Source organism: Sulfitobacter sp. SK025 (assembly GCF_003352105.1).
GTDB classification, from domain to species: Bacteria; Pseudomonadota; Alphaproteobacteria; order Rhodobacterales; family Rhodobacteraceae; genus Sulfitobacter; species Sulfitobacter pontiacus.
This window is the reverse complement of sequence record NZ_CP025808.1, coordinates 578,250-602,484: the sequence shown is the minus strand read 5'-3', so window position 1 is coordinate 602,484 and position 24,235 is coordinate 578,250. Positions and strand designations below refer to the sequence as shown.

At 60.7% G+C, this 24,235-nt stretch carries 26 protein-coding genes; 10 read left to right on the top strand and 16 right to left on the bottom strand.

Features of this window, described 5'->3' with window-relative positions; genetic code table 11:
* Window positions 1–5 precede the first annotated feature (5 nt).
* The gene (locus tag C1J04_RS02785) at window positions 6–386 is read left to right on the top strand and encodes a histidine triad nucleotide-binding protein (RefSeq protein WP_005851062.1); all 381 of its coding nucleotides are present in this window, start codon (window positions 6–8) and stop codon (window positions 384–386) included.
* 54 nt (window positions 387–440) lie between these two features.
* On the opposite strand, the gene C1J04_RS02780 is transcribed toward C1J04_RS02785, so the two are convergent.
* The 5 genes from C1J04_RS02780 to C1J04_RS02760 form a co-directional block, all read right to left on the bottom strand.
* Window positions 441–1,067: a DUF1523 family protein gene (locus C1J04_RS02780; RefSeq protein WP_009825865.1), complete on the bottom strand. Its 627-nt coding sequence runs from the start codon at window positions 1,065–1,067 to the stop codon at window positions 441–443.
* A gap of 12 nt (window positions 1,068–1,079) precedes the next feature.
* The gene (locus C1J04_RS02775; RefSeq protein WP_005851057.1) at window positions 1,080–1,346 is read right to left on the bottom strand and encodes a hypothetical protein; all 267 of its coding nucleotides are present in this window, start codon (window positions 1,344–1,346) and stop codon (window positions 1,080–1,082) included.
* A 35-nt stretch (window positions 1,347–1,381) separates the two neighbouring features.
* The gene (locus tag C1J04_RS02770) at window positions 1,382–2,437 is read right to left on the bottom strand and encodes a histidine kinase dimerization/phosphoacceptor domain -containing protein (protein WP_254693846.1); all 1,056 of its coding nucleotides are present in this window, start codon (window positions 2,435–2,437) and stop codon (window positions 1,382–1,384) included.
* 245 nt (window positions 2,438–2,682) lie between these two features.
* Window positions 2,683–3,906 (bottom strand): aminopeptidase P family protein, encoded by a 1,224-nt coding sequence (locus tag C1J04_RS02765; RefSeq protein WP_009825862.1) that lies wholly within the window; start codon window positions 3,904–3,906, stop codon window positions 2,683–2,685.
* A gap of 120 nt (window positions 3,907–4,026) precedes the next feature.
* Window positions 4,027–4,818 (bottom strand): alpha/beta hydrolase, encoded by a 792-nt coding sequence (locus C1J04_RS02760; protein WP_009825861.1) that lies wholly within the window; start codon window positions 4,816–4,818, stop codon window positions 4,027–4,029.
* 94 nt (window positions 4,819–4,912) lie between these two features.
* Between C1J04_RS02760 and C1J04_RS02755 the strand changes: the two genes are divergently transcribed.
* Complete coding sequence (locus C1J04_RS02755) at window positions 4,913–6,388, top strand: NAD-dependent succinate-semialdehyde dehydrogenase (protein WP_009825860.1); 1,476 nt, start codon at window positions 4,913–4,915, stop codon at window positions 6,386–6,388.
* Between the two features lie 60 nt (window positions 6,389–6,448).
* Here C1J04_RS02755 and C1J04_RS02750 read toward each other — a convergent pair whose 3' ends face one another.
* The 7 genes from C1J04_RS02750 to C1J04_RS02720 all read right to left on the bottom strand — a co-directional run bounded on the left by C1J04_RS02750 (window position 6,449) and on the right by C1J04_RS02720 (window position 13,758).
* On the bottom strand, window positions 6,449–7,669 hold the full coding sequence (locus C1J04_RS02750) for an aminotransferase-like domain-containing protein (protein ID WP_037954078.1): 1,221 nt from the start codon (window positions 7,667–7,669) through the stop codon (window positions 6,449–6,451).
* 139 nt (window positions 7,670–7,808) lie between these two features.
* Window positions 7,809–8,279, bottom strand: a complete 471-nt coding sequence (locus C1J04_RS02745; protein WP_005851048.1) for an Hsp20 family protein — start codon at window positions 8,277–8,279, stop codon at window positions 7,809–7,811.
* 157 nt (window positions 8,280–8,436) lie between these two features.
* Entirely contained in the window at window positions 8,437–9,225 is a 789-nt protein-coding gene (locus C1J04_RS02740) for a trypsin-like serine peptidase (protein WP_005851046.1), read from the bottom strand.
* A 106-nt stretch (window positions 9,226–9,331) separates the two neighbouring features.
* A complete protein-coding gene (gene glcF / locus C1J04_RS02735) occupies window positions 9,332–10,723 on the bottom strand; it encodes a glycolate oxidase subunit GlcF (protein ID WP_009825858.1) in 1,392 nt (463 codons plus the stop codon).
* Window positions 10,724–10,768: 45 nt separating this feature from the next.
* The gene (locus tag C1J04_RS02730; protein ID WP_009825857.1) at window positions 10,769–11,134 is read right to left on the bottom strand and encodes a hypothetical protein; all 366 of its coding nucleotides are present in this window, start codon (window positions 11,132–11,134) and stop codon (window positions 10,769–10,771) included.
* Window positions 11,131–12,249 carry an FAD-binding protein gene (locus C1J04_RS02725; RefSeq protein ID WP_009825856.1) on the bottom strand — a complete coding sequence of 373 codons (1,119 nt, stop codon included), beginning with the start codon at window positions 12,247–12,249 and terminating at the stop codon, window positions 11,131–11,133. The genes C1J04_RS02730 and C1J04_RS02725 overlap by 4 nt, the downstream gene beginning before the upstream one ends.
* 60 nt (window positions 12,250–12,309) lie before the next feature.
* Window positions 12,310–13,758: an FAD-linked oxidase C-terminal domain-containing protein gene (locus tag C1J04_RS02720; protein ID WP_009825855.1), complete on the bottom strand. Its 1,449-nt coding sequence runs from the start codon at window positions 13,756–13,758 to the stop codon at window positions 12,310–12,312.
* A gap of 81 nt (window positions 13,759–13,839) precedes the next feature.
* Between C1J04_RS02720 and C1J04_RS02715 the strand changes: the two genes are divergently transcribed.
* The gene (locus tag C1J04_RS02715; protein WP_037954554.1) at window positions 13,840–14,541 is read left to right on the top strand and encodes a DUF599 domain-containing protein; all 702 of its coding nucleotides are present in this window, start codon (window positions 13,840–13,842) and stop codon (window positions 14,539–14,541) included.
* 33 nt (window positions 14,542–14,574) lie between these two features.
* The gene (locus C1J04_RS02710; RefSeq protein ID WP_005851038.1) at window positions 14,575–14,931 is read left to right on the top strand and encodes a hypothetical protein; all 357 of its coding nucleotides are present in this window, start codon (window positions 14,575–14,577) and stop codon (window positions 14,929–14,931) included.
* Window positions 14,932–14,966: 35 nt separating this feature from the next.
* Here the strand turns inward: C1J04_RS02710 and rlmH are convergent, their stop codons facing one another.
* The 3 genes from rlmH to C1J04_RS02695 all read right to left on the bottom strand — a co-directional run bounded on the left by rlmH (window position 14,967) and on the right by C1J04_RS02695 (window position 17,603).
* The gene (rlmH, locus tag C1J04_RS02705; RefSeq protein ID WP_009825853.1) at window positions 14,967–15,437 is read right to left on the bottom strand and encodes a 23S rRNA (pseudouridine(1915)-N(3))-methyltransferase RlmH; all 471 of its coding nucleotides are present in this window, start codon (window positions 15,435–15,437) and stop codon (window positions 14,967–14,969) included.
* A 21-nt stretch (window positions 15,438–15,458) separates the two neighbouring features.
* Entirely contained in the window at window positions 15,459–15,827 is a 369-nt protein-coding gene (gene rsfS, locus C1J04_RS02700) for a ribosome silencing factor (RefSeq protein WP_005851034.1), read from the bottom strand.
* Between the two features lie 489 nt (window positions 15,828–16,316).
* Window positions 16,317–17,603: a mechanosensitive ion channel family protein gene (locus C1J04_RS02695; protein ID WP_009825852.1), complete on the bottom strand. Its 1,287-nt coding sequence runs from the start codon at window positions 17,601–17,603 to the stop codon at window positions 16,317–16,319.
* Between the two features lie 244 nt (window positions 17,604–17,847).
* Here C1J04_RS02695 and C1J04_RS02690 point away from each other — a divergent pair, with 244 nt between their 5' ends.
* From C1J04_RS02690 to leuB, 6 genes are all read left to right on the top strand, one after another.
* On the top strand, window positions 17,848–17,946 hold the full coding sequence (locus C1J04_RS02690) for a hypothetical protein (protein WP_037954076.1): 99 nt from the start codon (window positions 17,848–17,850) through the stop codon (window positions 17,944–17,946).
* A 76-nt stretch (window positions 17,947–18,022) separates the two neighbouring features.
* Entirely contained in the window at window positions 18,023–19,432 is a 1,410-nt protein-coding gene (gene leuC / locus C1J04_RS02685; protein ID WP_114865241.1) for a 3-isopropylmalate dehydratase large subunit, read from the top strand.
* Window positions 19,433–19,462: 30 nt separating this feature from the next.
* A complete protein-coding gene (gene leuD, locus C1J04_RS02680; protein ID WP_005851028.1) occupies window positions 19,463–20,068 on the top strand; it encodes a 3-isopropylmalate dehydratase small subunit in 606 nt (201 codons plus the stop codon).
* Window positions 20,069–20,390: 322 nt separating this feature from the next.
* A complete protein-coding gene (locus C1J04_RS02675) occupies window positions 20,391–21,236 on the top strand; it encodes a hypothetical protein (RefSeq protein WP_005851026.1) in 846 nt (281 codons plus the stop codon).
* A gap of 32 nt (window positions 21,237–21,268) precedes the next feature.
* Window positions 21,269–22,213 (top strand): endonuclease/exonuclease/phosphatase family protein, encoded by a 945-nt coding sequence (locus C1J04_RS02670; protein WP_009825850.1) that lies wholly within the window; start codon window positions 21,269–21,271, stop codon window positions 22,211–22,213.
* A 65-nt stretch (window positions 22,214–22,278) separates the two neighbouring features.
* Window positions 22,279–23,385: a 3-isopropylmalate dehydrogenase gene (gene leuB, locus C1J04_RS02665; RefSeq protein ID WP_009825849.1), complete on the top strand. Its 1,107-nt coding sequence runs from the start codon at window positions 22,279–22,281 to the stop codon at window positions 23,383–23,385.
* Between the two features lie 127 nt (window positions 23,386–23,512).
* Here the strand turns inward: leuB and C1J04_RS02660 are convergent, their stop codons facing one another.
* On the bottom strand, window positions 23,513–24,145 hold the full coding sequence (locus C1J04_RS02660; RefSeq protein WP_009825848.1) for a DUF998 domain-containing protein: 633 nt from the start codon (window positions 24,143–24,145) through the stop codon (window positions 23,513–23,515).
* Window positions 24,146–24,235: the final 90 nt, after the last annotated feature.

Below are 24,235 nucleotides of genomic sequence, written 5' to 3'. Positions count from 1 at the left end.
ATCACATGGCTTACAGCTACGACGACCAGAACATCTTTGCCAAAATCCTGCGCGGCGAAATCCCGAACAACACGGTATATGAATCCGATCACGCGCTTGCCTTTCGCGATATCGAACCCCAAGCGCCGACGCATGTGCTGGTGATCCCCAAGGGCCCCTACATCAGCTTTGACCACTTCGCGGCAGAGGCAAGCGATGCCGAAATCGTCGGCTATGTACGCGCCATCTCGGAAGTCTGCAAAGCCGAAGGGGTTACATTGGACGCGGGCGAAGGGTTTCGCATGATCGCCAATGCCGGCGCGCATGGGGTTCAGGAAGTCCCGCACCTGCATGTGCATATTCTGGGCGGTCGGCCCATGGGGCGCATGGTGGCGCGCCCCAGCTAACCCGTCAGGACATCAATCAGTGCGCAAAAGGCGCGGCGTGATCTTGCGCCGCGCTTATTTGTTTTTGCGACCCGCCCGCCAGCGCGCGAAACGGCCCTGCTTTTCGGCGATGTCATCTTCCAGCCGCTCTAACGTCGGATCGATGCGCGCGCGTTTGAACCGACGCCAGCGGACCCAGATCGCATAGACCACGGCCGCAAACAGGGTCAGGATAATGATATTCAGGAACGGGATGCCCTTGCTGGCATCCGGGCCGTCCACCACGCGCACGGAGACCGCGTTGGGGAAGATCGACAGGAACTCGTTGCGCCAACCGTAATGCTTGACCGCGACATACTGCGGCGTACCGGCAGCGGACTTCAGATCAGATGCCTCGGCCTGCAGGTTGGTCGTGTCGAACTTGAAATACGGCGGCCAGCCCCAGCCGGTATCCTCGTTGCGATAAACCATGACGTCGCCTTTGGCGCGACGCGTCTGGATGAAGAAAACATCGCGGTTGCCCAAGGCGGTGCTGTTGCCCACATCCGCATGCGACCAGAAGATCGAGTTCTCGCCAAAGTCGATGCGCTTTTCATAGGTGTCGGTGATCCGTACGATATCGACCTGAGGCAGCGTATAGTGAAAGAACGCGGCAATGATCAGCCAGATCACACCCCAGAAGGTCCATTTGATGATCGCCATCGGCGTTACCCCTTAGTTAAAGTTGGTGAGGTAGACGGTCAGGATGACCAGCCCCACCGGGACAATATAGACCCCAAGGATCAACTTGCGACGGATCGACCCGTCATATCGTTTAAGCCCTCGTTGCACGAAAATATCGCGATCCACAAGACGCGGCCCGTCCGCCCACTTCTGGTAGAGCTTGCCGCGCCGCACCCGACGCGAATAGATCGACAGGGCGATATAGATGATCGTTAGAACGACGAACCCGATGACGATCAACCTTAACAAAGCCAACATAATCCCTGCACCTCTCTTGTGCCCCGGGCCGGGTGTCAGTCGGTGACGGGCCAGACGATCTTGATCTCGCCGCCGCTTTCACGGTCTGGGGTTTCCAGCTCTCCGCCCAATTGCTGCGCGGCGGCAAGCAGGATGCGCATGCCGAGCCCCGTGCCCGTGGTCCGATCTTTGGGAATACCGGGGCCGTCGTCAATGCAGCTGAGGTGGTAGAAGCCGCCCTTGCGTTCGCCGCGCAGGTCGAGTGTCCCGCGTTTGCGGCCCTCATAGGCGTATTTCGCAGCGTTGGTCATCGCCTCGTTCACGATCATCCCCACGGATGACGCAGAGCGGGACGACAGATGCGCCTGATCGACCTCTATGTTCACCTGCACCCCGTCGGGCAATTGTTCACTGGTGGAATGGGCGACCTTCTTCAGGAAGGCTGCGATATCCACCGCGGCTCCGGTTTCAGTCAGGTACAACGCTTCATGCAGGCTGCTGATGGTCGACAGGCGGCCCTGAATGGTGTCCAGCGCGGCGCGGGCTTCGGGGGATTTTTCGCTGCGGATCTGGATGCGGATCAATGCCTCTAGGGACTGGAGCGAGTTTTTCACGCGGTGGTCGACCTCTTTGCGCAGCACCTCGGCATCGGCCAGTGCCTTGCGCAGCTCGATCTGCCGCATCGCCTGCCCCGCCAGCACCTTGAGCGCACGGCGTTGAAAATCATTCAGCTGATGCGGTTTCTTGTCCAGCACGCAGAGCGTCCCGAGCGGCAGATTCTTGTCATCCTCCAGCAAGGCACCGGCATAGAACCGGATCGAATCCTCGCCAGTGACGAAATTATTGTCAGCGGTGCGCGGATCGGCGGTGGTGTCGGTCACCTCCAGGTAGTCATCGCCCGCGATGGCATGGGCGCAAATACTGTCGGTGATGTCGCTGCCGTCAATTTCAAGCCCGACCTTGGATTTGAACCACTGGCGGTCTTCATCCACCAAAGAGATCAGCGCGATCGGCACCTCGCAAATCTCTGCCGCGAGGCGCGTGATGTCGTCGAACCCTTCTTCGGGGGCGGTATCCAGAATATTATATCCCCGCAGCAACGCGAGGCGCATTTCTTCTTGTTCTATCAAGGATGCTTTCATCGGGAACACTCACGAAACAGCGTGCGGAAAGCACTTTTAACAAGACTAAGGATGCAGGCGATAGGCACGGATATGGCCTGACACCCCCATCCCGCGACAGCGATGCGTCAAGATATCGACGTGACAGGGTACGTCAAGCCATACTCCCTGTTTGTACTCGCAGTCACCCCCAACCGCCAAAAGGGCGTTTGCCCCCCGTAAAGGGGGCAGCGCAATCAGCCTACGACGTTGAAATCAGGGCCATAAGGATAGCCGGTGATATTGTCGTTACCGTCTTCTGTGATCACCAGAATATCGTGTTCGCGGTAGCCGCCCGCGCCGGGTTGACCTTCGGGAAGGGTCAGCATCGGCTCCATCGAGATGACCATGCCGGGTTCAAGCACCGTGTCGATGTCCTCGCGCAGCTCCAGCCCTGCTTCGCGGCCATAGAAATGCGACAGCACGCCGAACGAATGACCATAGCCGAAGGTGCGGTATTGCAGCAGGTCACGCTCTTCAAGGAAGGCGTTGATCTTGTGGGTCACGTCGGCGCAGCTGACACCGGGCTTCAGCAGGCTCATCCCGTATTCATGGGCAGCGACATTGGCCTCCCATATTTTTAGGCTGGCGGGGTCCACCTCTCCGGCGAACATGGTGCGTTCCAGCGCCACGTAATACGCCGAGATCATCGGGAAGGTGTTCAGCGACAGGATATCGCCGCGCTCCAGCTGCCGTGCGGTAACCGGATTATGCGCACCATCGGTGTTGATGCCGGATTGGAACCACACCCAGGTGTCGCGGTATTCGGCGTCGGGGAACCGCTTGGCGATTTCAAGCTCCATCGCATCGCGGCCTGCCATTGCGATGTCGATCTCGCGCGCGCCGATCTTGACCGCATCGCGGATCGCATAGCCGCCCACATCAGCAACCTGAGCGGCCTGACGGATCAACGCAATCTCTGCCGGAGACTTGTGCATCCGCTGGCGCATGGTCGTCTCGAACAGGTCGATCATCACCACCGGCTCAAGGAAATCCTCCAGCTTGTCGCGCTGCATCAGTGTCAGGTGGTCCCCTTCATAGCCGATCACCGCGCCCTTGCCCGTAACCGAGGCGACGGCGCGCCAGTAATTGTCGCGCTGCCAGTCAGTATAGGTAATGTTGTCGCAAAAGCTGCGGCGCCACGGCTGACCGGCGTCGATGCCTGCGGAAATCGTCACACAGTCTGTCTCGGTCACCACCAGCCCATAGGGGCGACCAAAGGCGCAATACAGAAAGCCCGAATAATAGGCGATATTGTGCATCGACGTGAAGACCGCCGCCGTCGCACCGGCTGCATCCATCCGTTCGCGCAACTCTTCCAGACGCGCTTCGTATTCAGCGGTGTCAAACGGCAGCGGAGACTTCGTGCCGTTATGGAAACGGTACATATCGGGACGGGCGGTTTTGGATGTATTGGTCATATCAGACCCTCCTTCTCAGAAAGGTCCCGGCGTGCAGGACGCAAGGGCCGTGAAACGCAGGACGACGCCATCGTCCCAACCCGCCCCCTGTCTCGCCGATTTGCGCGGCCCGATCAAGGCTCACTTTATGCCAAGCAGCGCTTTCACCATATCGCTGTCGGGGTCTTCCAGCAGGTCGATAATGTCAAAGTGGTGCCGCCCCTCGACGACGAACTGCTTGGCCCCCCACACGCGCGAGAATTGCTCGGCCTGCTCCAGAAAGGCGGGACGTTCATCGGCCCCGACCCAGATCGTGACGTTCACCCCATGGGGCGGCGTCATGTTCACGGGGCTTTCCGCCGTCGCTTCGGCTTCGTCCAGCTGAAGAATGTCGTTCATAGAGGTCTGCAACAGCGGCATCAGGTCTGCCACGGGCGAAATGGACACGATATTCTCGATCCGGTCGCGGACATCGCCGGACAGGATCAGCGGGTCGGTCATGCGGGCAACCTGCTGCCCACCCGCGGAATGGCCGACAAGCGCCAGCGCACCTTGGGTGCGTTTGGCGATCTCGGAAATGGCGCGAGCGACTTGTCCGGTGATCTGGCTGATCCGCACATCGGGGCACAGGTCATAGCCGACCATCGCAACCGCATAGCCGCGCGCCAGGGGACCAGCCGCCAGATGGGACCAATCGGCAGGGGCAAACGCCTTCCAATAGCCACCGTGGACAAAGACCACCGTGCCCCGCGACACGCCTTCGGGTTCAAACAGATCATAGATTTCGCGGTCGGTCGGCCCGTAAGAGATATTCTTTTGCGCACGAAACCCCAGCTTCTTGCGGAATGCCGCTGCGGCGTCTTTCCAGCGGGGCGGATATGCCTCTGCGTTATCGATATAAGCGGCGTTGGCATAGGCGTCGTCTAGCTGCATGTGGTCCTCCGTCAGCGTCCCGATACGAACTGGAACTAGACAATCATAGCGTTTGTTGCTTTGGGTAACCACAGACAAAAGCGGAGAGATCAAAATGACTGACGCAAAGACTGACCTGAAATCAATGCTCAAGGATCCAAGCCTGCTAGAGACCCGCGCCTATATCGGTGGCGAATGGGTTGATGGCGACGATGGCACCTTTGATGTGGTGAACCCCGCCCGCGGCGATGTGATTGCCAAGGTCGCCAACCTCAGCCGTGCGCAGGTGGCCGGTGCCATCGCCCAGGCGGAAAAGGCACAGAAGGAATGGGCCAGCTGGACCGGCAAGGAACGGGCCGGCGTCATGCGCAAATGGTTCGACCTGATGATGGAAAACCAAGACGATCTGGGGGCCATCCTGACCGCTGAACAGGGCAAGCCTCTGGGCGAGGCCAAAGGCGAAATCGCCTATGGCGCGTCCTTTATCGAATTCTTCGGCGAAGAGGCCAAGCGCGTCCACGGTGAGACCATCCCCGGCCACCAGCGCGACAAGCGGATCACCGTGATCAAGCAGCCCATCGGCGTGGCCGCGTCGATCACGCCCTGGAACTTCCCCAACGCGATGATCACCCGCAAGGCCGCGCCCGCGCTGGCCGCTGGCTGCGCCTTTGTGGCGCGCCCCGCTGCGGAAACACCGCTGTCGGCGATCGTGATGGGTGTGCTGGCCGAACGCGCGGGCATCCCCGCAGGCGTGTTCAACGTGCTGCCGTCGTCCTCTTCTTCTGCCGTGGGCAAGGAGTTCTGCGAAAACCCCGCCGTGCGTAAACTGACCTTTACCGGGTCAACCGAAGTGGGCCGCATCCTGCTGAAACAGGCTGCCGATCAGGTCATGAAATGCTCGATGGAGCTGGGGGGCAACGCGCCGTTCATCGTCTTTGACGACGCCGATCTGGACGCCGCCGTCGAAGGCGCGATCCTGTGCAAGTTCCGCAACAACGGCCAGACCTGTGTTTGCGCGAACCGCATCTATGTGCAGGCCGGTGTCTATGACGCCTTCGCTGAAAAGCTGAAAGCGCGCGTTGAAAAGATGAAGGTCGGCGACGGCTTTGAAGACGGCGTAGAGCTGGGGCCGCTGATCAACGGCGATGCCTCCGAGAAGGTGAAAGAACATGTCGAGGACGCGGTGTCGAAAGGTGCCGAAATCCTGCTGGGCAGCAAAGAAGAGAAGATGGAGGGCAACTTCCTCGCGCCGACCATCATCACCGGTGTGACGCAGGATATGAAAGTCTCGAAAGAGGAAACCTTCGGCCCGCTCGCCCCGCTGTTCAAGTTCGATAACGAAGACGACGTGATCGAGATGGCCAATGACACGATCTTTGGTCTTGCGTCCTACTTCTACGCCAAAGACCTAAGCCGCGTGTACAAGGTCGCAGAGGCGCTGGAATATGGCATCGTGGGTGTGAACACCGGGATCATCTCGACCGAGGTCGCGCCGTTTGGCGGCGTCAAGCAGTCCGGTCTGGGCCGCGAAGGCAGCCACCACGGGATCGAAGATTACCTTGAGATGAAATACATCTGCATGTCGGTCTGACCTGCGGATCATCCGGTATTTGAAACGGGCGGCGGGATCATCCTGCCGCCCGTTTTCGTATCAGCCGTTCAGCGCGCGGGTGATCAACTGGCCCAAGCGTTCGATCCCTTCCGCGATCTTGCCTTCGGTCGAGGTGGAGTAGCTGAGCCGCAACGTATTGCGCCCCGACCCGTCCGCGAAAAACGCGTGCCCCGGTACAAAGGCGACCCGTTCGCTTTCCAGCGATTGTTTCAGCAGATCGGCCCCGTCCAGCGTATCGGGCAGTGTCACCCAGATGAACATGCCGCCTTCGGGTTTGGTCCAGCTCACCCCTTCGGGCATATGTGCCTGCAGCGCTTCCAGCATGGCGTCCCGACGTGCACGGTAGGCGCTTCGGATCGTGTCGATGTGGCTGTCGAACTGCTGTTCCGCGACCGTGGCCACGGCAATCTGGTTCAATGTGGCACTGTGCAGATCCGCCGCCTGTTTCATCAACACGAGTTGCGAGATCACCGGCATCGCGGCGCAGACCCAGCCCACACGCAGCCCGGGCGACAGTGTTTTCGAAAAGCTGCCGCAATAGATCGTCCGGCAGGCTTCCAGATCACCGTTCCGGCGTTCGGCCTCAAGCGCGAGGATCGGCGGGATCGCGTCACCGTCAAAGCGCAGCGACTGATAGGCCGCGTCTTCGATCACGGCGATGTCCATTTCCTCGGCCAGATCAATCACCCGCTCGCGCGCGGCGCGGCTGACCGTGGCCCCTGTCGGATTGGCAAAATCAACGGAAAGATAGGCGAACTTGGCCGCGCCGCCTGCCTCTTTCGCGGCGGCGGTATAATCAGCACCACTGCGGTTGCTCAGCGGGTCCAGCTTGTCATAGCGCGGCTCGTAGGCGTTAAAGGCGCCCAAAGCCCCCAGATAGGTCGGCCAGCCCACCAGCGCGGTATCCCCCGGCGACAGGAACAGCTTGCCCAGATAATCCAGCGCCTGCTGCGAGCCCGAGGTGATCAGGATGTTGTCCGGCGTCGCGGGAACACCGATCGCCTGCATCTGCGCGGCAATCCAGACGCGCAAAGGTTTGTGCCCCTCGCTGGTGGAATACTGCAACCCCTGCGCCGCCATCGGCCCGTTCAGCGCCTCGGCAAAAGCGTTCTGAAACGCCGTTTTTGGAAACAGATCAGGGTCAGGGATACCACCGGCAAAAGAGATGATATCCGGCTGGTCCAACAGCTTGAGCAGCTCGCGAATTTCCGACGCCTTCATGCGATTGGCGCGTGTGGCAAATATTTCCTGCAGTGACATCCGGCGTTCCTCCCCCGACTGGATCGGGGCACTGTGCCCATTGCGCTATTTTAAGTCAACAACTGTGACCTAGCCCCCATGCGCGCACAAAAAAGCCCGGCGCGAATGCACCGGGCTTCGTCTGTCAGAGTGATGTCGCTTAGTTAACGGTGTTCGCGTCAACCACATCCTTTTCAATCGCCTTTGGCGCACGCGCGATCTGGATCTGGCGCGGCTTGAGCGCTTCGGGCACCTGACGTTCCAGATCGATGTGCAGCATACCGTCGGCATGGGCCGCGCCGGTCACTTGCACGTGATCCGCCAGATGGAAGCGGCGTTCGAACGCGCGGGTCGCGATACCACGATGCAGATAGGTCTTGTCCGTATCCTCATCAGCTTTACGCGCCGAGACGATCAGCGATTTTTCACGGACTTCAACGCTCAGGTCGCCTTCGGTAAAGCCGGCGACGGCGATGCTGATACGATAGGAATCATCGTCCAGTTTTTCGATGTTGTAAGGGGGATAGCTTGGCTGCGGTGCGTCGTTGGCCATCACGCGATCCATCAGATTGGCAATCTGGTCAAAGCCGACAGTCGAACGGTGCAGCGGTGCAAAATCAAAACTACGCATAGGTATTCATCCTCGTTTGAGCGATAATCATTCAGGCCTTCCACCATGGACAGACCTTGGGTTGTCTACCGGAACCCTCAACAGGCGTTTCGGTGACATGCATGTGGGGATGGGTAAATCGCGTTTCAAGGGGACAAAATCACCCCTGATGACAAGGTCAGGGTTTGACGAATTTCGCGCCGGTGGTGCGGCGGCGATCCTCTGACGTGATGCGCTTACTTACAACACCTCCGCCCTGGAACACCCCCTTGCCTGCCACCAGATCCGCCTGAAGCCGCGCCAGCGGCGCACCAAGCGCGGTACCAAGGGACACTTCTTTGTCCTCGACATGGGCCTTGGCGGATACGACAGACACAATCTGCGGCACCCCGTTTTCAAAGGTAAAGATCGGCGCACCACTGGCCCCGAAATCGACGGAGCATGTGGTCACCAGCACGCCTTCTTGGCGGGCCAGCACGCTGCAGACCTCTTGCAGGGACGGTGCCTCTGACCGGTCCTTGGCATAGCTCACCACCCCCAACTGGTCGCCGCGGCGCGGACGGCGGGCGGTGTCAAAAGGTTTGATCGTGGTATTGCGGATCGGCCGGTCAAGTTCGAGCAGGGCCAGATCGTTGCGCACACGGTCCGAGGATACGACGCCGTCGTAGACATAATCGGGATGCACCACCGCACGGCGCACATTGCGATAGGCCCCCGCCCGCCCGTTACGCCAACCGGCAAGGAATTCTACCTCGCCATGATCAATGCGCTGCTTGCTTTCCTTGTCGTACAGACAATGCGCCGCCGTCAGCACCAAACGGGGCGCGATCAACGCGCCGGTGCAAAACCCCTTACCGCCGATATCCAGACGGCCCACGGCCTCCCACGCACCGGCATCCACCCCCGTGTCCAGCCTGCGCAACCGCGCATCCTGAGCAAGCCCGGCCGTCGCGACGGTCAGGCACATGATAGAGATGGCTACCCAACGGCGCACGGATATCGCTCCTACTTCGGTGAGGTCTGGTCTTTAGCCTCTCCTAGCCGCGAGATAAGGCGAAAATGCGGCGAAAACCCTAGCGGAGGCGAGGAATCTGCAAATTTGCGCCTTTTTCTTGCGACAACGCCGGAGGCTTCGGCCCACCCGACGCCCAATCCAGCAACTCTACCGTGTGCACCACGGGCACGCCCGCCGCCGATCCGATCTGCATCATGCAGCCGATATTGCCCGCCGCGATCACGTCGGGGTTCTTGGCCTGCAGGGTTCTGACCTTCCGGTCTTTCAACTGCTTAGAGATTTCGGGCTGCATCAGGTTATACGTCCCCGCCGACCCGCAGCACAGGTGTGAATCCGCAGGCTCAACCACGGTAAAGCCTGCGCGTTTCAGCAAATCCTTGGGGTAGTTTTTGATCTGCTGGCCGTGTTGCAGGGAACAGGCTGCATGATAGGCCACGGTCAGGCCGTGATGGGCGGGCGCGGGGGCCTTTGGCGCATCAATGCCCGCGATATTCCCCTTGGCGGGGTTGGGCATGGCGTCTGGGTCTGCGTTCCCCGCAAGATCGTGCAGCACCTCGGACACATCCTTGGCGATCGCCGACACCCGCGCCGCATCTGCCGCCAGCGGGTCGTTGCGGAACATATGGCCGTAGTCTTTCACCGTGGTGCCACAGCCCGAGGTGTTGATGACGATGGCGTCCAGCCCTTGCCCGTCCATCTCGGCGCACCATGCCTTGATGTTGCGCGCCGCGGTGGCGTGGCTTTCGCTGGTTTTGCCCATGTGATGGGTCAGCGCCCCGCAGCAGCCCGCGCCTTCGGCGACGACCACTTCGCAGCCCTGCCGTGTCAGCAGGCGGATGGTGGCGTCGTTGATGTCGGTGTTCAGCGCCTTTTGCGCACAGCCCGTCATCAGCGCCACCCGTTTGCGCGGAGCCCCCTGCGCGGGGAAGCTTTGCGGGTCGTCGTTGCGGCTGACCGGAGGAATCGTCTTGGGGGCCATCTCAATCATCGCACGCAACCGCGCGTCGGGCATCAACCGCGCGAAGGGCCGCCCGATCTTCGCCCCCAGAAGCGCCAACCGGAACCGCGTCGGATAGGGCAGGATACGCGCCAGAATCCACCGCAGGGCACGGTCGCTGAAGGGCCGTTTGTAGCGTTTTTCGATGTAATCGCGGGCGTGATCCACCAGATGCATATAGTGCACGCCCGAGGGGCAGGTCGTCATACACGCCAGACAGGACAGGCAGCGGTCGATGTGTTTGACCGTCTTTTCATCCGGATCGCGGTCGTTCTCGAGCATGTCCTTGATCAGATAGATACGCCCGCGCGGGCTATCCAATTCGTCACCCAACACCTGATACGTGGGGCATGTGGCGGTGCAAAAGCCGCAATGCACACAGGCGCGCAGGATCTCGTTGCTGCGCGCCGTCGCGGGGTTTTTCAACTGTTCTGCGGTGAATGTGGTTTGCATGAAAGCTCCGGCGTTGTGGGCACGAGACCCTGACGAGGTAAAGAGTTAAGCGGCGACGGTGCTGGCCCAGATCAGGCCGAACCAGGGCAGCGTGGTGGCCAAGATCCCCAGCACATTGGTCCAGCGCTGCGTAACGGGGCCGGGATAGGCGCGGCGCAACACCTGCGCGACAAAGGCCAGAACGGCGATCCAGCCCAGCCAGATACAGGCAATCGCCCCCATCGACGCCAGCAGGCTCTCGCCCCAATACTGCGCCACGCCATAGCGTATCGCCATCCCCGCCACGGCACAGAGAAAAGCCAAGAGCACCAGCGCACGCAGGCTGCGCCGGTCAGGCTTGCCACGGGTCAAGAGGCGGAACACCAACGGCCCGCCGATAAAGACAACAAGGAAGACCGCAAGCAAGCTCATGCCGCGCGGTCCAGCTGGCCCGCGTTGAAGATGCCCTTGGGATCGAATTGCGCCCGCAGGGCCGCTGTCAGCCGCGCCACACCGGCGGGTTCGGGGTGGAACACGCCCAAGCGCGCCTTGGTCTGCGCATCGGCCCGTACCAGCGTTGCATGCCCATCCATCGGCCCGATGGCCGCGCGCAGATCATGGCCCGCGGCGCTGCGCAGCCAGATCAGCCCGCCCGCCCAGTCATAGGTCCAGCGCTCTGCTCCCGATCGCGCCGCGATTCCCGGCGCGTCAGAGGGTTTGCACGACACGCGCCACACATCACCCTGCCCGTCGTGAAACGCCGCCACATCACGGATGCCGGACCAAAGCGCCTGCGTGGCTGCTGCATCGCGTTGCTCGACCTCGCCTCCCGCGCCGGCGAGTAACGATTGAAGCTGGCTCAGACGGTAGCTGACCGATGCCTCGAACCCTTCGATGCGCAGTGCGGTTTCGCGGGTGGCAGGGTCATGGGCGGCACCTGTCACCTCGAACGGGCTGCCAAGGGCGCGGGCCATCGCGGCCACAGCGGCCCCATCGTCCAGCCCGTGCAACACCAAGGTCGCCTGCGTTTCAGGGCGTGGCAGCACCTTCATCGATACCTCGCTCAGCACACCCAAAGTGCCGTAAGACCCCGCCATCAGCTTGACCAGATCATAGCCGGTGACATTCTTCATCACGCGCCCGCCGTTCTTGACCACGGCACCGCGCCCGTCGACAAAGCGCACCCCCAGCAGAAAGTCCCGCGCCGCCCCGACCGAGATCCGCCGCGGTCCGCTGATATTGCCTGCCATCACCCCACCGATCGTCGGCGTGCCGCTGGTGCCCAACAATCCGCGATGGTCCATCGGTTCGAACGCGAGACGCTGGTTTTCGGCGGCCAGCGCATCTTCGATCTCGGCCACGGGGGTGCCGGGTTTCGCGACCAGCGTCAGCGCACCGGGTTCATACAGCGTGATCCCCTGCAGCCCCGCGACGCGCATGATCTGCCCTGTCGCGGGCAGGCCGCGCGTGCCGCCCCCCTGAACCGAGATCGGGCCAGCGGCACCTTTGACCGCTTCGATCAGCGCCTCTTCGGATGTGATGGCCATATCTCGGCTCCTTCGTCGTGCGTGTGATCTGTTGAAGATCAGCAGTTAATCTGGCGCGGGTTATTCCGCCGCCAGCGCCACGGCGCGGCGTGTCTCTGACGCGTCCAGCGGAAAGACCTTGGCGGGGTTCAGCAGCCATGCGGGGTCGAACACATCCTTCACCGCCATCTGCGCCTCCAGATCGTCGGGGGCGTATTGCACATGCATCAGATCGCGTTTCTCGATCCCGACGCCATGTTCGCCGGTCAGACAGCCGCCCACCTCGACGCAGAGCTTGAGGATCTCGGCCCCGAATTCCTCGCACAGCTCCAGATCGCCCGGTTTGTTGGCATCAAACAGGATCAACGGGTGCATATTACCGTCGCCTGCGTGAAACACATTGCCGACCTTCAGCCCGAACTGATCGCTGAGTTCCTTGATGCGTTTGAGCACGAAGGGCAGCGAGGACACCGGGATGGTGCCATCCAGACACATGTAGTCGTTGATCTGCCCCATCGCGCCAAAGGCCGATTTTCGACCCAGCCAGATCTTGGCGCTTTCCTCTGCGGATTTGGATTGCCGCAGCTCCACCGGACTGTGCCGCTGCGCGATGTCGGAAATCAGACCCAACTGGTGGTCAATCTCTGCGTCGGAGCCTTCGACCTCGATGATCAGCAGTGCCTCGCACATGGGATAACCAGCCTTGGCGAAGGCCTCCGTCGCTTCGATACAGGGGCGGTCCATGAATTCGATGGCGACGGGCAAGACACCCGCCTTGATGATGTCAGAGACACATTCCCCCGCGACCTCGTTATCGTCGAACCCGATCAACACGGGCCGCGCGCCTTCGGGTTTGTGCAGGATGCGCAGCGTGGCTTCGGTGACGACCCCCAGCTGCCCTTCAGAGCCGCAGATCAGCCCAAGCAGGTCCAGCCCGCCCGCATCCAGATGCGCGCCGCCAACCTCGATCACCTCGCCATCCATCAAGACCATCGTGACGCCCATGAGGTTGTTGGTCGTCACGCCGTATTTCAGGCAATGCGCCCCGCCCGAATTCATCGCGATATTGCCCGCGATGGCACAGGCCAGCTGGCTTGAAGGGTCGGGCGCGTAAAAGAAACCGTCTTCCTCGACCGCGCCTGTGACGCTCAGGTTGGTACGTCCGGTTTGCACCTTGATGATGCGGTTGGCGTAGTCGGTTTCGATCACCTCGTTCATTCGCGCCACGCCAAGGATCACGCAGTCCGCCGTGGGCAGCGCGCCCCCCGCCAGCGACGTACCGGACCCGCGCGGCACGACGGGCACGCCTTCTTCGTGGCAGATGCGCAACACGTCCGACACCTGCTGTGTGGTATAGGGCAACACCGCCAGCATCGGCGCGCATTTATAGGCGGTCAGCGCGTCACATTCATAGGCCCGCGTCTCACGCTCATCCGAGATGACAGCATCAGCCGGCAAAACCTGACGCAGCCGATCAACCACACGTGTCTTGCGCGCGATCACGGCTTGGCTGGGAATGGGCATTTCCATGGCGAACCTCCAGTTTGGTAAAATAATATGACCAATTAAAGACATTGGCAACATAGAACCAGTCGGCGTATGCAGCTTAGCATGACTTGGATGGATCGCATCGCCCTGTTTCAACCGCTGGATTATGCCGCTTTGGCGATAATCTTTTGCGCCTGGCTGGCCATTGGCTGGCGCATCGAACACCCGAACCCCGCGAAGCCCTCTGTGTCGCTGATCATGGCGCAATACCGGCGCGAATGGATGACCCAGATGATCACCCGTCAGCCGCGTATCTTTGATTCGCAGATGATCAGCACCCTGCGGCAAAGCACGGCTTTCTTCGCCTCTACCAGCATGATCGCTTTGGGCGGGACACTGGCGCTTTTGGGCAACAGCGAGCGTCTGTCGACGGTGGTCGAAGACCTTGCCCTGACCGAGCTGCCCACCGTGGTGTGGGAATTCAAAATGCTGCTGCCACTGTTCTTTCTGACCAACGGCTTTCTGAAATTCGTCTGGTCAAACCGGCTGTTTGGCTATTGTTCGGTGCTCATGGCCGCCGTCCCAAATGACCCCGAGGACCGCCGCGCACCCCCGCTGGCATCCAAGGCGGCAGAGATCAACATCACCGCCGCGCGCAGTTTCAATCGGGGGTTGCGATCGCTTTATTTTGCGCTGGCCAGTCTGGGCTGGATCGTCGGCCCGATCCCCCTCACCATCGCCGCTATGGTCACTGTTATCATCATCTGGCGGCGCGAGTTCACGTCACTGTCACGGCGCATTCTATTGGAAAATGAGCAAGGCTAGTCTATATGTCTGTTTTCAGACATTGGTGTATTCATGTACAAATTGATCCTTTCCATTCCGCTGCTGGTTGCAGCACAGGTCGCTGCGGCAGACCCGACCTCCATCAACTCGGTGCGCGTGTCGAAAGAGGGCGGCCTTTATAAGTTCGACGTGACGATCAGCCATAATGATACCGGCTGGGACCACTTTTCGGACGCGTGGCGCATTCTGGATGCCGATGGCAACCAGCTGGCGATCCGCGAATTGATCCACCCCCACGTGGACGAACAACCGCTGACTCGTTCCCTGTCCGGCGTTGAGCTGCCCGCAGGCACGACAGAGGTCGGCATTCAGGCCCGCGATACGCAGGCCGGTTGGGGGAAAGAGATCAAGAAGGTCCAGATCAAGTAAGGTTTGGGCCCTGCCGGACGTCAGACCTGACGGATTTATACGCGGTGGTATGGGCCGCCCGACAGGATCGAGGCGGCGCGATACAGCTGTTCTGCCAGCATGACGCGCACCAGCATGTGCGGCCAGACCATCTTACCGAATGACAGCGCATGATCCGCCTCGCGGCGTAGCTCTTTGTCGATGCCATCCGCGCCGCCGATGACAAAGCACAGATCCCCCCGCCCCTGATCGCGCCAGCCCCCAAGGCGGTTGGCGAAATCCGGTGAGGTTTCGACCTTGCCTCGTTCGTCCATCACACAGATCAACGACCCCGCAGGAATGGCACGGCGCAACAGCGCGGCTTCGGCGGGCATACCGCCATTTTTCTTATCCTCAACCTCAATCACGCGCGCGGGCCCAAGGCCCAGCGCGCGACCGGTTCGATCGAACCGATTCAGATAATCATCAATGAGGTCTTTTTCCGGTCCGGCGCGCAAACGCCCGACCGCACAGATGTGAACACGCATGATCCCTGCCTGAAAGGCAGCTTAATGCGGCATCACGGCTGGGGCTTCTGTGGTCATCCACATCTTCTCCAGCTGGTAGAATTCGCGGACTTCCGGACGGAACACGTGAACGATCACATCGCCTGTGTCGATCAGCACCCAGTCGCCGGTTTCCTTGCCTTCGACCTTGGGCGAACGGCCATAGTCGTCCTTGACCATCTGGGCCAGCTTTTCAGCGATTGCCGAAACCTGACGCGAAGACCGGCCGGAGCACACAACCATGTAGTCGCCAATCGCCGTTTTGCCGCGCAGATCGATCTGCACAACTTCTTCGGCTTTGTCGTCGTCAAGTTGGGAAAGGATTGAAGCCAGCAGAGCGTCGCTTGTGGCTGTGTTTTGTTCAGCAGTCATCAGGGCTGCCTGCGGGGTAGCAGTCGGAACTGCATTTGAAAGCGTTGACAGGACATTGTCCTCCTTTAGACGCGCCGACAGTCCCCCGGCGCTGGGGATGTCCTAGAATAGGCACGCCGAAGTGAAATTTCAATGACAAGCGGCCATGACCGGCATTTACCGGCGCGCGCCAGTCGGGGCCGTTCCGAGAGCCGCGACACCACCGCTTTGACGGGCCGCCCGTAACGTGGCGAGAGAATGGCATACCCTGACGGGCAAACTCTTGTCCGCTGTGCATTTTTGCTGACGACACTGGCGTTGTCAGGGGGTACGACGACCACCCTCCTCGCAGCGCCATGAAGGTCTGGCCGATAGGCGCATATGCCATCTGTCCGGCTCGGGTTGGCAGTCGTGCTACAGCGTCACAAAGCTGCCATGCGCCCGCGACAGGGGGATATGGCGGTTCGGGTGCAGTCACGACAGGCTCACGGCCCCGCTGATTCCCGCCACTCATTCCTGTGTTGATCCGGCACCTGCGACGGCGCGGGACAGGGCGAGTTTGCTGTCGTCCAGAACCTTGACCTCGCGCTGCGGGAAGGGGATCGAGATGCCATGCTCTTTGAACGCATCCCAAAGTGCTAGATAAACATTGCCCCTGATATTGGTCAGACCGCCTGTCGGGTCCTTGATCCAGAAGCGCAGGATGTAATCGACGCTGCTATCCCCAAAGCCCACGATATGACAGACCGGAGCCTTGAAGCTCAGCACCCTCTCGACCCCGCTTGCGGCCTCTACCGCAAGCTTGCGCACCACATGGGGATCATCCCCGTAAGCCGTGCCGAAATAGATATCGAGCCGCACAAAATCGTTGGAGTGGGACCAGTTCACCACCTGACCGGTGATCAGGTCCTCGTTCGGGATCAGATATTCCTTCCCGTCCCGCGTCACGACAGAGGCATAGCGCGCGCCCAAGGTCTGGATCCAGCCAAACGTATCGCCAAGGCTGATCACATCCCCCGGCTTGATGGATTTGTCGATGAGGATGATGATCCCCGACACAAGGTTCGATACGACCTTTTGCAGGCCGAAACCAAGGCCCACACCAATCGCCCCTGACAGCACCGCAAGCCCGGTAAGGTCAATTCCGACGGCCTTGACCCCCATAAAGAACGCGATGCCATAAAGCGTCAGCTGTACACCCTTCACCGCCAACACCTGCATAGAGGGGCTGATGTCTTCGTTCTTGCGGATCGTGGCAGCGCTGGTCTGGCTGATGATCCGCGCCACAGAAAAGAACAGACCGATCACCACCAGCGCGGTGATCACCGTCAGCAGCGACAGCCGGAAATCCCCGATCGACAGCGCCACCGAATCCAGAAACGCCGAGACATCATCGACCACATTCAGCGCATAGAGCGTGGCGTAGATCCACAGACCCCATGTCACCAGCCGCCGCATGGGGCGGTTGCGCACCAGCCGCGCCGCAAAGGCGATACAGACCCAAACCGCCACCAGCGTTGCGAATATGCCGATCAGATAGGACCGCGACGGCCAGGTGATGTTCTGCATCACCAGATAGACCGTCCCTGCCAGCAGGGCGAACCACATCAGCCCCAGACGCCGCTTGACCTGCACCACCATGCGCAGCTGCCACTTGGACCACCCCTCGCGCGAGCGGACCCAGTTTTGCAGCCAGTTGCCCGTGGCGTGATGCAGCCCCCATGATATCAGCGCAAGCCCGAGCAGGATGAACATCTGGTACTGACGCCAGCCGGGCTGCATCAGGCTTTCTGCCAATCCGACCCCCCCCTGCGATCAACGCCTGGATACTCTCAAGGAAATGGGCAAAGGGGTCTGGGGTCATCATGAACTTTCAAGGCAAGAAACTTGTACAGGGCTTCAATGGTGGGACAATCCCGCGCACCGCGCAAGAAGGGATACCCGCGCCCACGCACAACCACGTGATCCGATGCAGCCGCGCCACCACCGCACACCGTCAGAATCCTTGATCACATGACCGAAAGCGTCTAGCTAAGCCGCTATGACACATGTTTCAGACGATCTGTTCAACATTTGCGACCGCGCCCGCTTGCGCGAACGCTTTTTCGGGGCAACCCACACCGTGCTGGCGCGACTATAAACGCCCGCCCGCGCCTTGGCGCTCGTCTTTCGTACACCCCTATTCTTCGCTTACATAACATACGGGAGAGGACCACATGTCCCCCAAAACGCTCTATGATAAAATCTGGGATGCCCATGTCGCGCACGAGGCCGACGATGGCACCTGCCTTCTGTACATCGACCGTCACCTCGTCCACGAAGTGACCAGCCCGCAAGCCTTTGAAGGGCTGCGGATGACGGGCCGCACCGTGCGCCGCCCTGACCAGACCATCGCTGTGCCCGATCACAACGTGCCGACCACGCTGGACCGCGCCAACACCGCGACGATGACCGAAGACAGCCGCGTTCAGGTGGCCGCCCTTGATACAAACGCCAAGGAATTCGGCCTGCACTACTACCCCGTGTCCGACGTGCGTCAGGGCATTGTGCACATCGTCGGCCCCGAGCAGGGCTGGACCCTGCCCGGCATGACCGTTGTCTGCGGCGACAGCCACACCGCGACACATGGTGCCTTCGGCTCGCTGGCCCACGGGATCGGCACCTCGGAGGTGGAACACGTGCTGGCGACGCAAACGCTGATCCAGAAGAAATCCAAGAACATGAAGGTCGAGATCACCGGCAAACTTTCCCCCGGTGTGACCGCCAAAGACATCACCATGACCGTGATCGGTGAAACCGGCACGGCGGGCGGCACCGGCTATGTCATCGAATATTGCGGCGAAGCGATCCGTGACCTGTCGATGGAAGGCCGCATGACCGTCTGCAACATGGCCATCGAGGGCGGCGCGCGCGCTGGCCTGATCGCGCCGGACGACAAGACGTTTGAATATTGCAAAGGCCGCCCCCACGCGCCCAAAGGTGCCCAGTGGGAAGCCGCGATGGATTGGTGGAAAACACTGTATTCCGATGACGACGCCCATTGGGACAAGGTCATCACGATCAAGGGCGAAGACATCGCGCCAGCCGTGACTTGGGGCACCTCGCCAGAGGATGTTCTGCCCATCACCGCCAAAGTACCCGCGGCATCCGACTTCACCGGCGGCAAGGTCGACGCGGCGAAACGCGCGATCGAATACATGGGCCTGACCGAAGGCATGGCGCTGACCGATATCGAGATCGATACCGTGTTCATCGGATCCTGCACCAACGGCCGCATCGAAGACCTGCGCGCTGCGGCGGCGGTTCTGAAAGGCAAGAAGATCAAGGACGGCATGCGCGCCATGATCGTCCCGGGCTCCGGCCTTGTGCGGGCGCAGGCCGAGGAAGAAGGGCTTGCCGATATCTTCAAGGATGCCGGTTTCGAATGGCGCCTTGCGGGGTGCTCCATGTGTTTGGCGATGAACCCCGACCAGCTGGCGCCGGGCGAACGCTGCGCATCGACATCGAACCGCAACTTCGAGGGCCGTCAGGGCTTTAAGGGGCGCACCCATTTGATGTCCCCCGCGATGGCTGCCGCTGCCGCTCTTACCGGACGTTTGACCGATATCCGCAAGCTCGACGCGTAAGCGGCCAGCAGATCAAAGGACAACAAAACCATGAACAAATTCGACAAACTTTCCGGGATCGCGGCCCCCATGCCGATGGTGAATATCGACACCGATATGATCATCCCCAAGCAGTTCCTGAAAACGATCAAACGGTCGGGCCTTGGCGTGAACCTGTTTGACGAGATGCGCTATGACCGCGACGGCAACGAAGTACCGGATTTCGTGCTCAACAAACCGCAATACCGTGACGCGCAGATTCTTGTGGCGGGCGATAACTTCGGTTGTGGCTCTTCGCGGGAGCACGCGCCATGGGCCATCGCCGATTTCGGCATCACCTGTGTCATCGCGCCCAGCTTTGCGGACATCTTCTACAACAACTGCTTCAAGAACGGCATCCTGCCGATCGCCCTGCCGCAAGAGCAGGTGGACCTGTTGATGAAAGACGCCGAAAAAGGCTCTAACGCGCGGATCGAAGTGGATCTTGAAGCGCAGACGATCACCAGCTCTGACGGCGAAGTCATCAGCTTCCAGGTTGACGCGTTCAAGAAGCACTGCCTGATGAACGGGCTCGACGATATTGGTCTGACGCTGGAAAAAGCGGCCTCTATCGACAGCTTCGAATCTGCCGCTGCACAGGCACGCCCCTGGGTCTGACCCCCACGGGCCCGGCCCGACGGGCTGGCGCGCTTGACCTAACCACGGGTTGAGTTCTATACATGGTTGTGGGCACCGCCTTGTTGCCCACAACAGACCGCGGGTTGCGTCATTTTCGCCGCAGCTATGATGCAATATCGCACCACACCTGCGCTCAAAATGTCTCAGATCCGCGCGCATCGTCAGGAACGGGCTTGAGGAATGTGGCGAAAGAAGACACAATTGAGGCAATTCTGAGGCAGGCCTTCGACACCCGAGGGCATCAAGTTGGAACAAGCACGCGGCAAAGAATCGTGGCTGGCCAGTTTGGAAGGGTAGTTTTGTGATTGCACGTATATCCGGCGCGGCAGCGCGTGGCATTCTGGTGGCATTGTTGATTGCAACGCCCGCCCTCATGTTACCCGATGCGTTGAACGATTCCAGCCAGATCACAATGCTGGTAGCGCTGATCGCCTGTTTCCTCACGTTCATCGAATACAACTCGAACTTCCCCAGCATCATCGAATTCCGCGACGCGGCCCCCTTCAACCGGCTGCGCTATGTCTGCCTGCTGGTCACCATCATCCTGCTGACGTTGATCCTGAAGCAAAAGGTCAGCCCCTCGGTTCTGGGCGGTGCCATGACCTCTATCGGGACGATTCTTGGCAATGCGATGGATTTCCCCTTTTCGCCGGTGCGCATGATTGTCCTGATGCTGCCCGAAAGCGCCAGCGACGCGCTGGTGACATCGGTCCGTACGTCCGCGGGCATGGCCTATCTGATCTCGCTGATCTCGATGGGGGCGTTTCTGGTGCTGGTGCGCATCATGAATTGGCCGGTGCGTCAGGGGGCCTTTAACGTCTGGGTGAACCTGCCCCTGTTCGACCCGACCGCGGGCGGCGATGTCATCTATCGTCTGCAACGGGACGCACGCATCAATATCGCGCTTGGCTTCCTTCTGCCCTTCCTGATCCCCGCAGTAGTCAAAGCGGCGGCCGATCTGCTAGACCCGATTACACTGCAAAACCCGCATACCCAGATCTGGACAGTCGCCGCATGGGCCTTCCTTCCTGCCAGCATCATCATGCGCGGCATTGCCATGGGCAAGATCGCAGAGATGATCGAAGAGAAACGCCGTCGCGCCTATGCCGACGAGGCGGAGAAAGATCACGGCTTGCAGCCAGCCTGATCGCAGGCGTCCTGCTGGCCGCATCCCCCGCGGTGGCAGAGCCTCTGCGCATCGCCACCTTCAACACCGAATTATCGCGGGCCGGACCGGGTCTGCTGCTGCGCGACATTGCCAAAGGGTCGGACCCGCAGATTACCGCTGTGACGCGCCTGCTGGCGGATGTTGCTGCCGATATCATCGTGCTGCAGGGGGTGGATTACGATCTTGGCGGCACAACGCTTGGCGCTTTGGCGGACAGGGTTGGCGAGGCTGGCCCCAGCTACCCCTACCGTTTCGCGCTGCCCCCGAATGCGGGACGGCCCACGGGTTTGGATATGGACGGCGACGGTAAAACGGGCGGCGCGCGCGATGGTCAGGGCTATGGCCGCTTCTTCGGCGCGGGCGCGATGGCGATCCTGTCGCGCTATCCCGTGCTGCGCACCGATGTTCAGGATTACAGCGATTTTCTGTGGCGTGACCTGCCCGATGCGCTGCTGCCGCAGACGGACGGTGCCCCCTTCCCCTCTGCCGCGGCGCAAGAGGTGCAGCGGCTCGCTTCGCACGGGGCATGGGTCGTGCCCCTCGACATCCCGGACCAAGCGCCCCTGACCCTGCTGACCTTTTATGCGACGCCCCCTGTGTTCGACGGACCAGAGGACCGCAACGGCAAACGCAACCATGATGAAGTCCTGTTCTGGGACCACTATCTGGCAGGCAGCTTCGACCCGCCGCCAACAGACCGTTTTATCCTGCTGGGGGATGCCAATCTTGATCCGGCGAAAGGCGAAGGGCTGCGCGTCGCGATCCAGACGCTGTTGGATCACCCGGCGCTGCAAGACCCGCTGAAGGGTCAGCCCACCGTCACCTTCGACGGTTTGGGCGATATGCGTGTCGACTATTTGCTGCCCTCAACCGACTGGCGCGTCGTCGCCGCTGGCGTGGCCCGCGACCCTGCTGCCAGCCGCCATGGCGTGGTCTGGGTCGATCTTGACCGCTAGCCGTTCTTGACCCCTCTGCCTCCCCGCGCTACCCCGCTATCAACGTATTTTTCAGGAGACATCGCATGGCCAACCCCACATTGCTAATCCTCGCCGGTGACGGCATCGGCCCCGAGGTCATGGGCCAGGTTGTTCGCATCATCGACTGGTTTGGCGACAAGCGCGATCTGGCCTTTGACGTGGATCACGATCTGGTCGGCGGTGCCGCCTATGACAAACACGGCACCCCCCTGCATGACGACACGATGGCCAAAGCGCTGGCGGCGGATGCTGTTCTGCTCGGTGCCGTTGGCGGGCCGAAATACGACGAGCTTGATTTCTCCGTGAAACCCGAACGCGGCCTGCTGCGCCTGCGCAAGGAAATGGACCTGTTTTCGAACCTGCGTCCGGCACAGTGTTTTGACGCGCTGGCGGATTTCTCCTCGCTGAAGAAAGACCTCGTTGCCGGGCTCGACATCATGATCGTGCGCGAACTGACATCGGGTGTCTACTTTGGCGAACCCCGCGGTATTTTCGAGGAAGGCAACGAACGCGTCGGCATCAATACACAGCGCTACACCGAATCCGAGATCGACCGTGTCGCGCGGTCAGCCTTTGAACTGGCACGTCGTCGGGGCAACAAAGTCTGCTCGATGGAGAAAGCCAATGTCATGGAAAGCGGCATCCTGTGGCGCGAAGTCGTGCAGAAGGTGCATGACGAAGACTACCCCGATGTCGAGCTGTCCCACATGTACGCCGACAACGGCGCGATGCAGCTGGTGCGCGCGCCCAAGCAGTTCGACGTGATCGTCACCGACAACCTGTTCGGCGATATCCTGTCCGATTGTGCCGCGATGCTGACGGGTTCGCTGGGGATGCTGCCCTCTGCCTCGTTGGGTGCGCCCAATGCCGATGGCCGCCCCAAAGCGCTGTACGAGCCCGTCCACGGCTCTGCCCCCGATATCGCGGGTCAAGGCAAGGCGAACCCCATCGCCTGTATCCTCAGCTTTGCAATGGCGCTGCGCTACTCCTTCGACCAGGGCGATGAAGCCGCGCGTCTGGAAAAAGCCGTTGAAAAAGTGCTGGCCGATGGGGCACGCACCGCGGATCTGATGGGCCCCGAAGGCGGCTCACCCATCTCGACCTCCGAAATGGGCGACGCGATCCTCGCCGCCCTGGACGCGAGCCTGTAAGACATAAAGCGCAGCCCTGCCGGATGACCGGCGGGGCTGCTTTGCTTTCGCCAGACGCATCAGGCGCTGCAGCATGCCGCAGCCACGTCCGTTGAAGCGGGCATAAGCGAATGCAGCAGCCGTGACCCTATCCGCGTCCCTGCCGGCGCAGAAACAATACCGCCAGAGTGATCACCGTCGCCATGGCAATCACACCGAGATACCGTTCGTAAAGACCGTCGACATCGGTGGGTAGCATGAAAAAGACCGGTGCCGAGACGGTCCAGAGCGCGGAGAGACCGACAAGGAGTCTGCCGTATATCGCACCGCAGCAGCGCGCCCCGTCTGACATGGACCACGGCAGGATCGCCATAAGAAGGCCAAGAGCATAGACCAGGTAGCTATGGATCACGACGCCATCGCTGTCGTTGTCGCCGTATTCATTCCGCGCGCCAACAAGGAAGACAATCAGCCCCAAGACGGTGAAGCCCACGATCCCGACGCTCCAGCGCCAATTGCCCAGATGAATATGCGCGGCAAGTAAAGCGACCGATATCAGTGAAGCCGAAAACCCATAGATGCCGATATCGACGATATATTCATATTCACCCGCACCAAGATCGCTGATGGTGTCGGCGATCCAGTCGTGGCCCGGAACAACAAAATCCGCGATCAGGATCATCCCCGAAAACAGGATGCAGCCAAATATCGCGTACCACGCAAGGAGGCGCACGAGCCCGGGCCTTTCTCGAACTGCTGCGTCGCCGATTTCGTTCTCCATGTACAATTTACCTTTTAGAAATGAAAAATTCCGATCGTAAGCTTTTCGTAAGCTTACGCTGGTCATGAGCACGCATCTAAATCTGCGAAA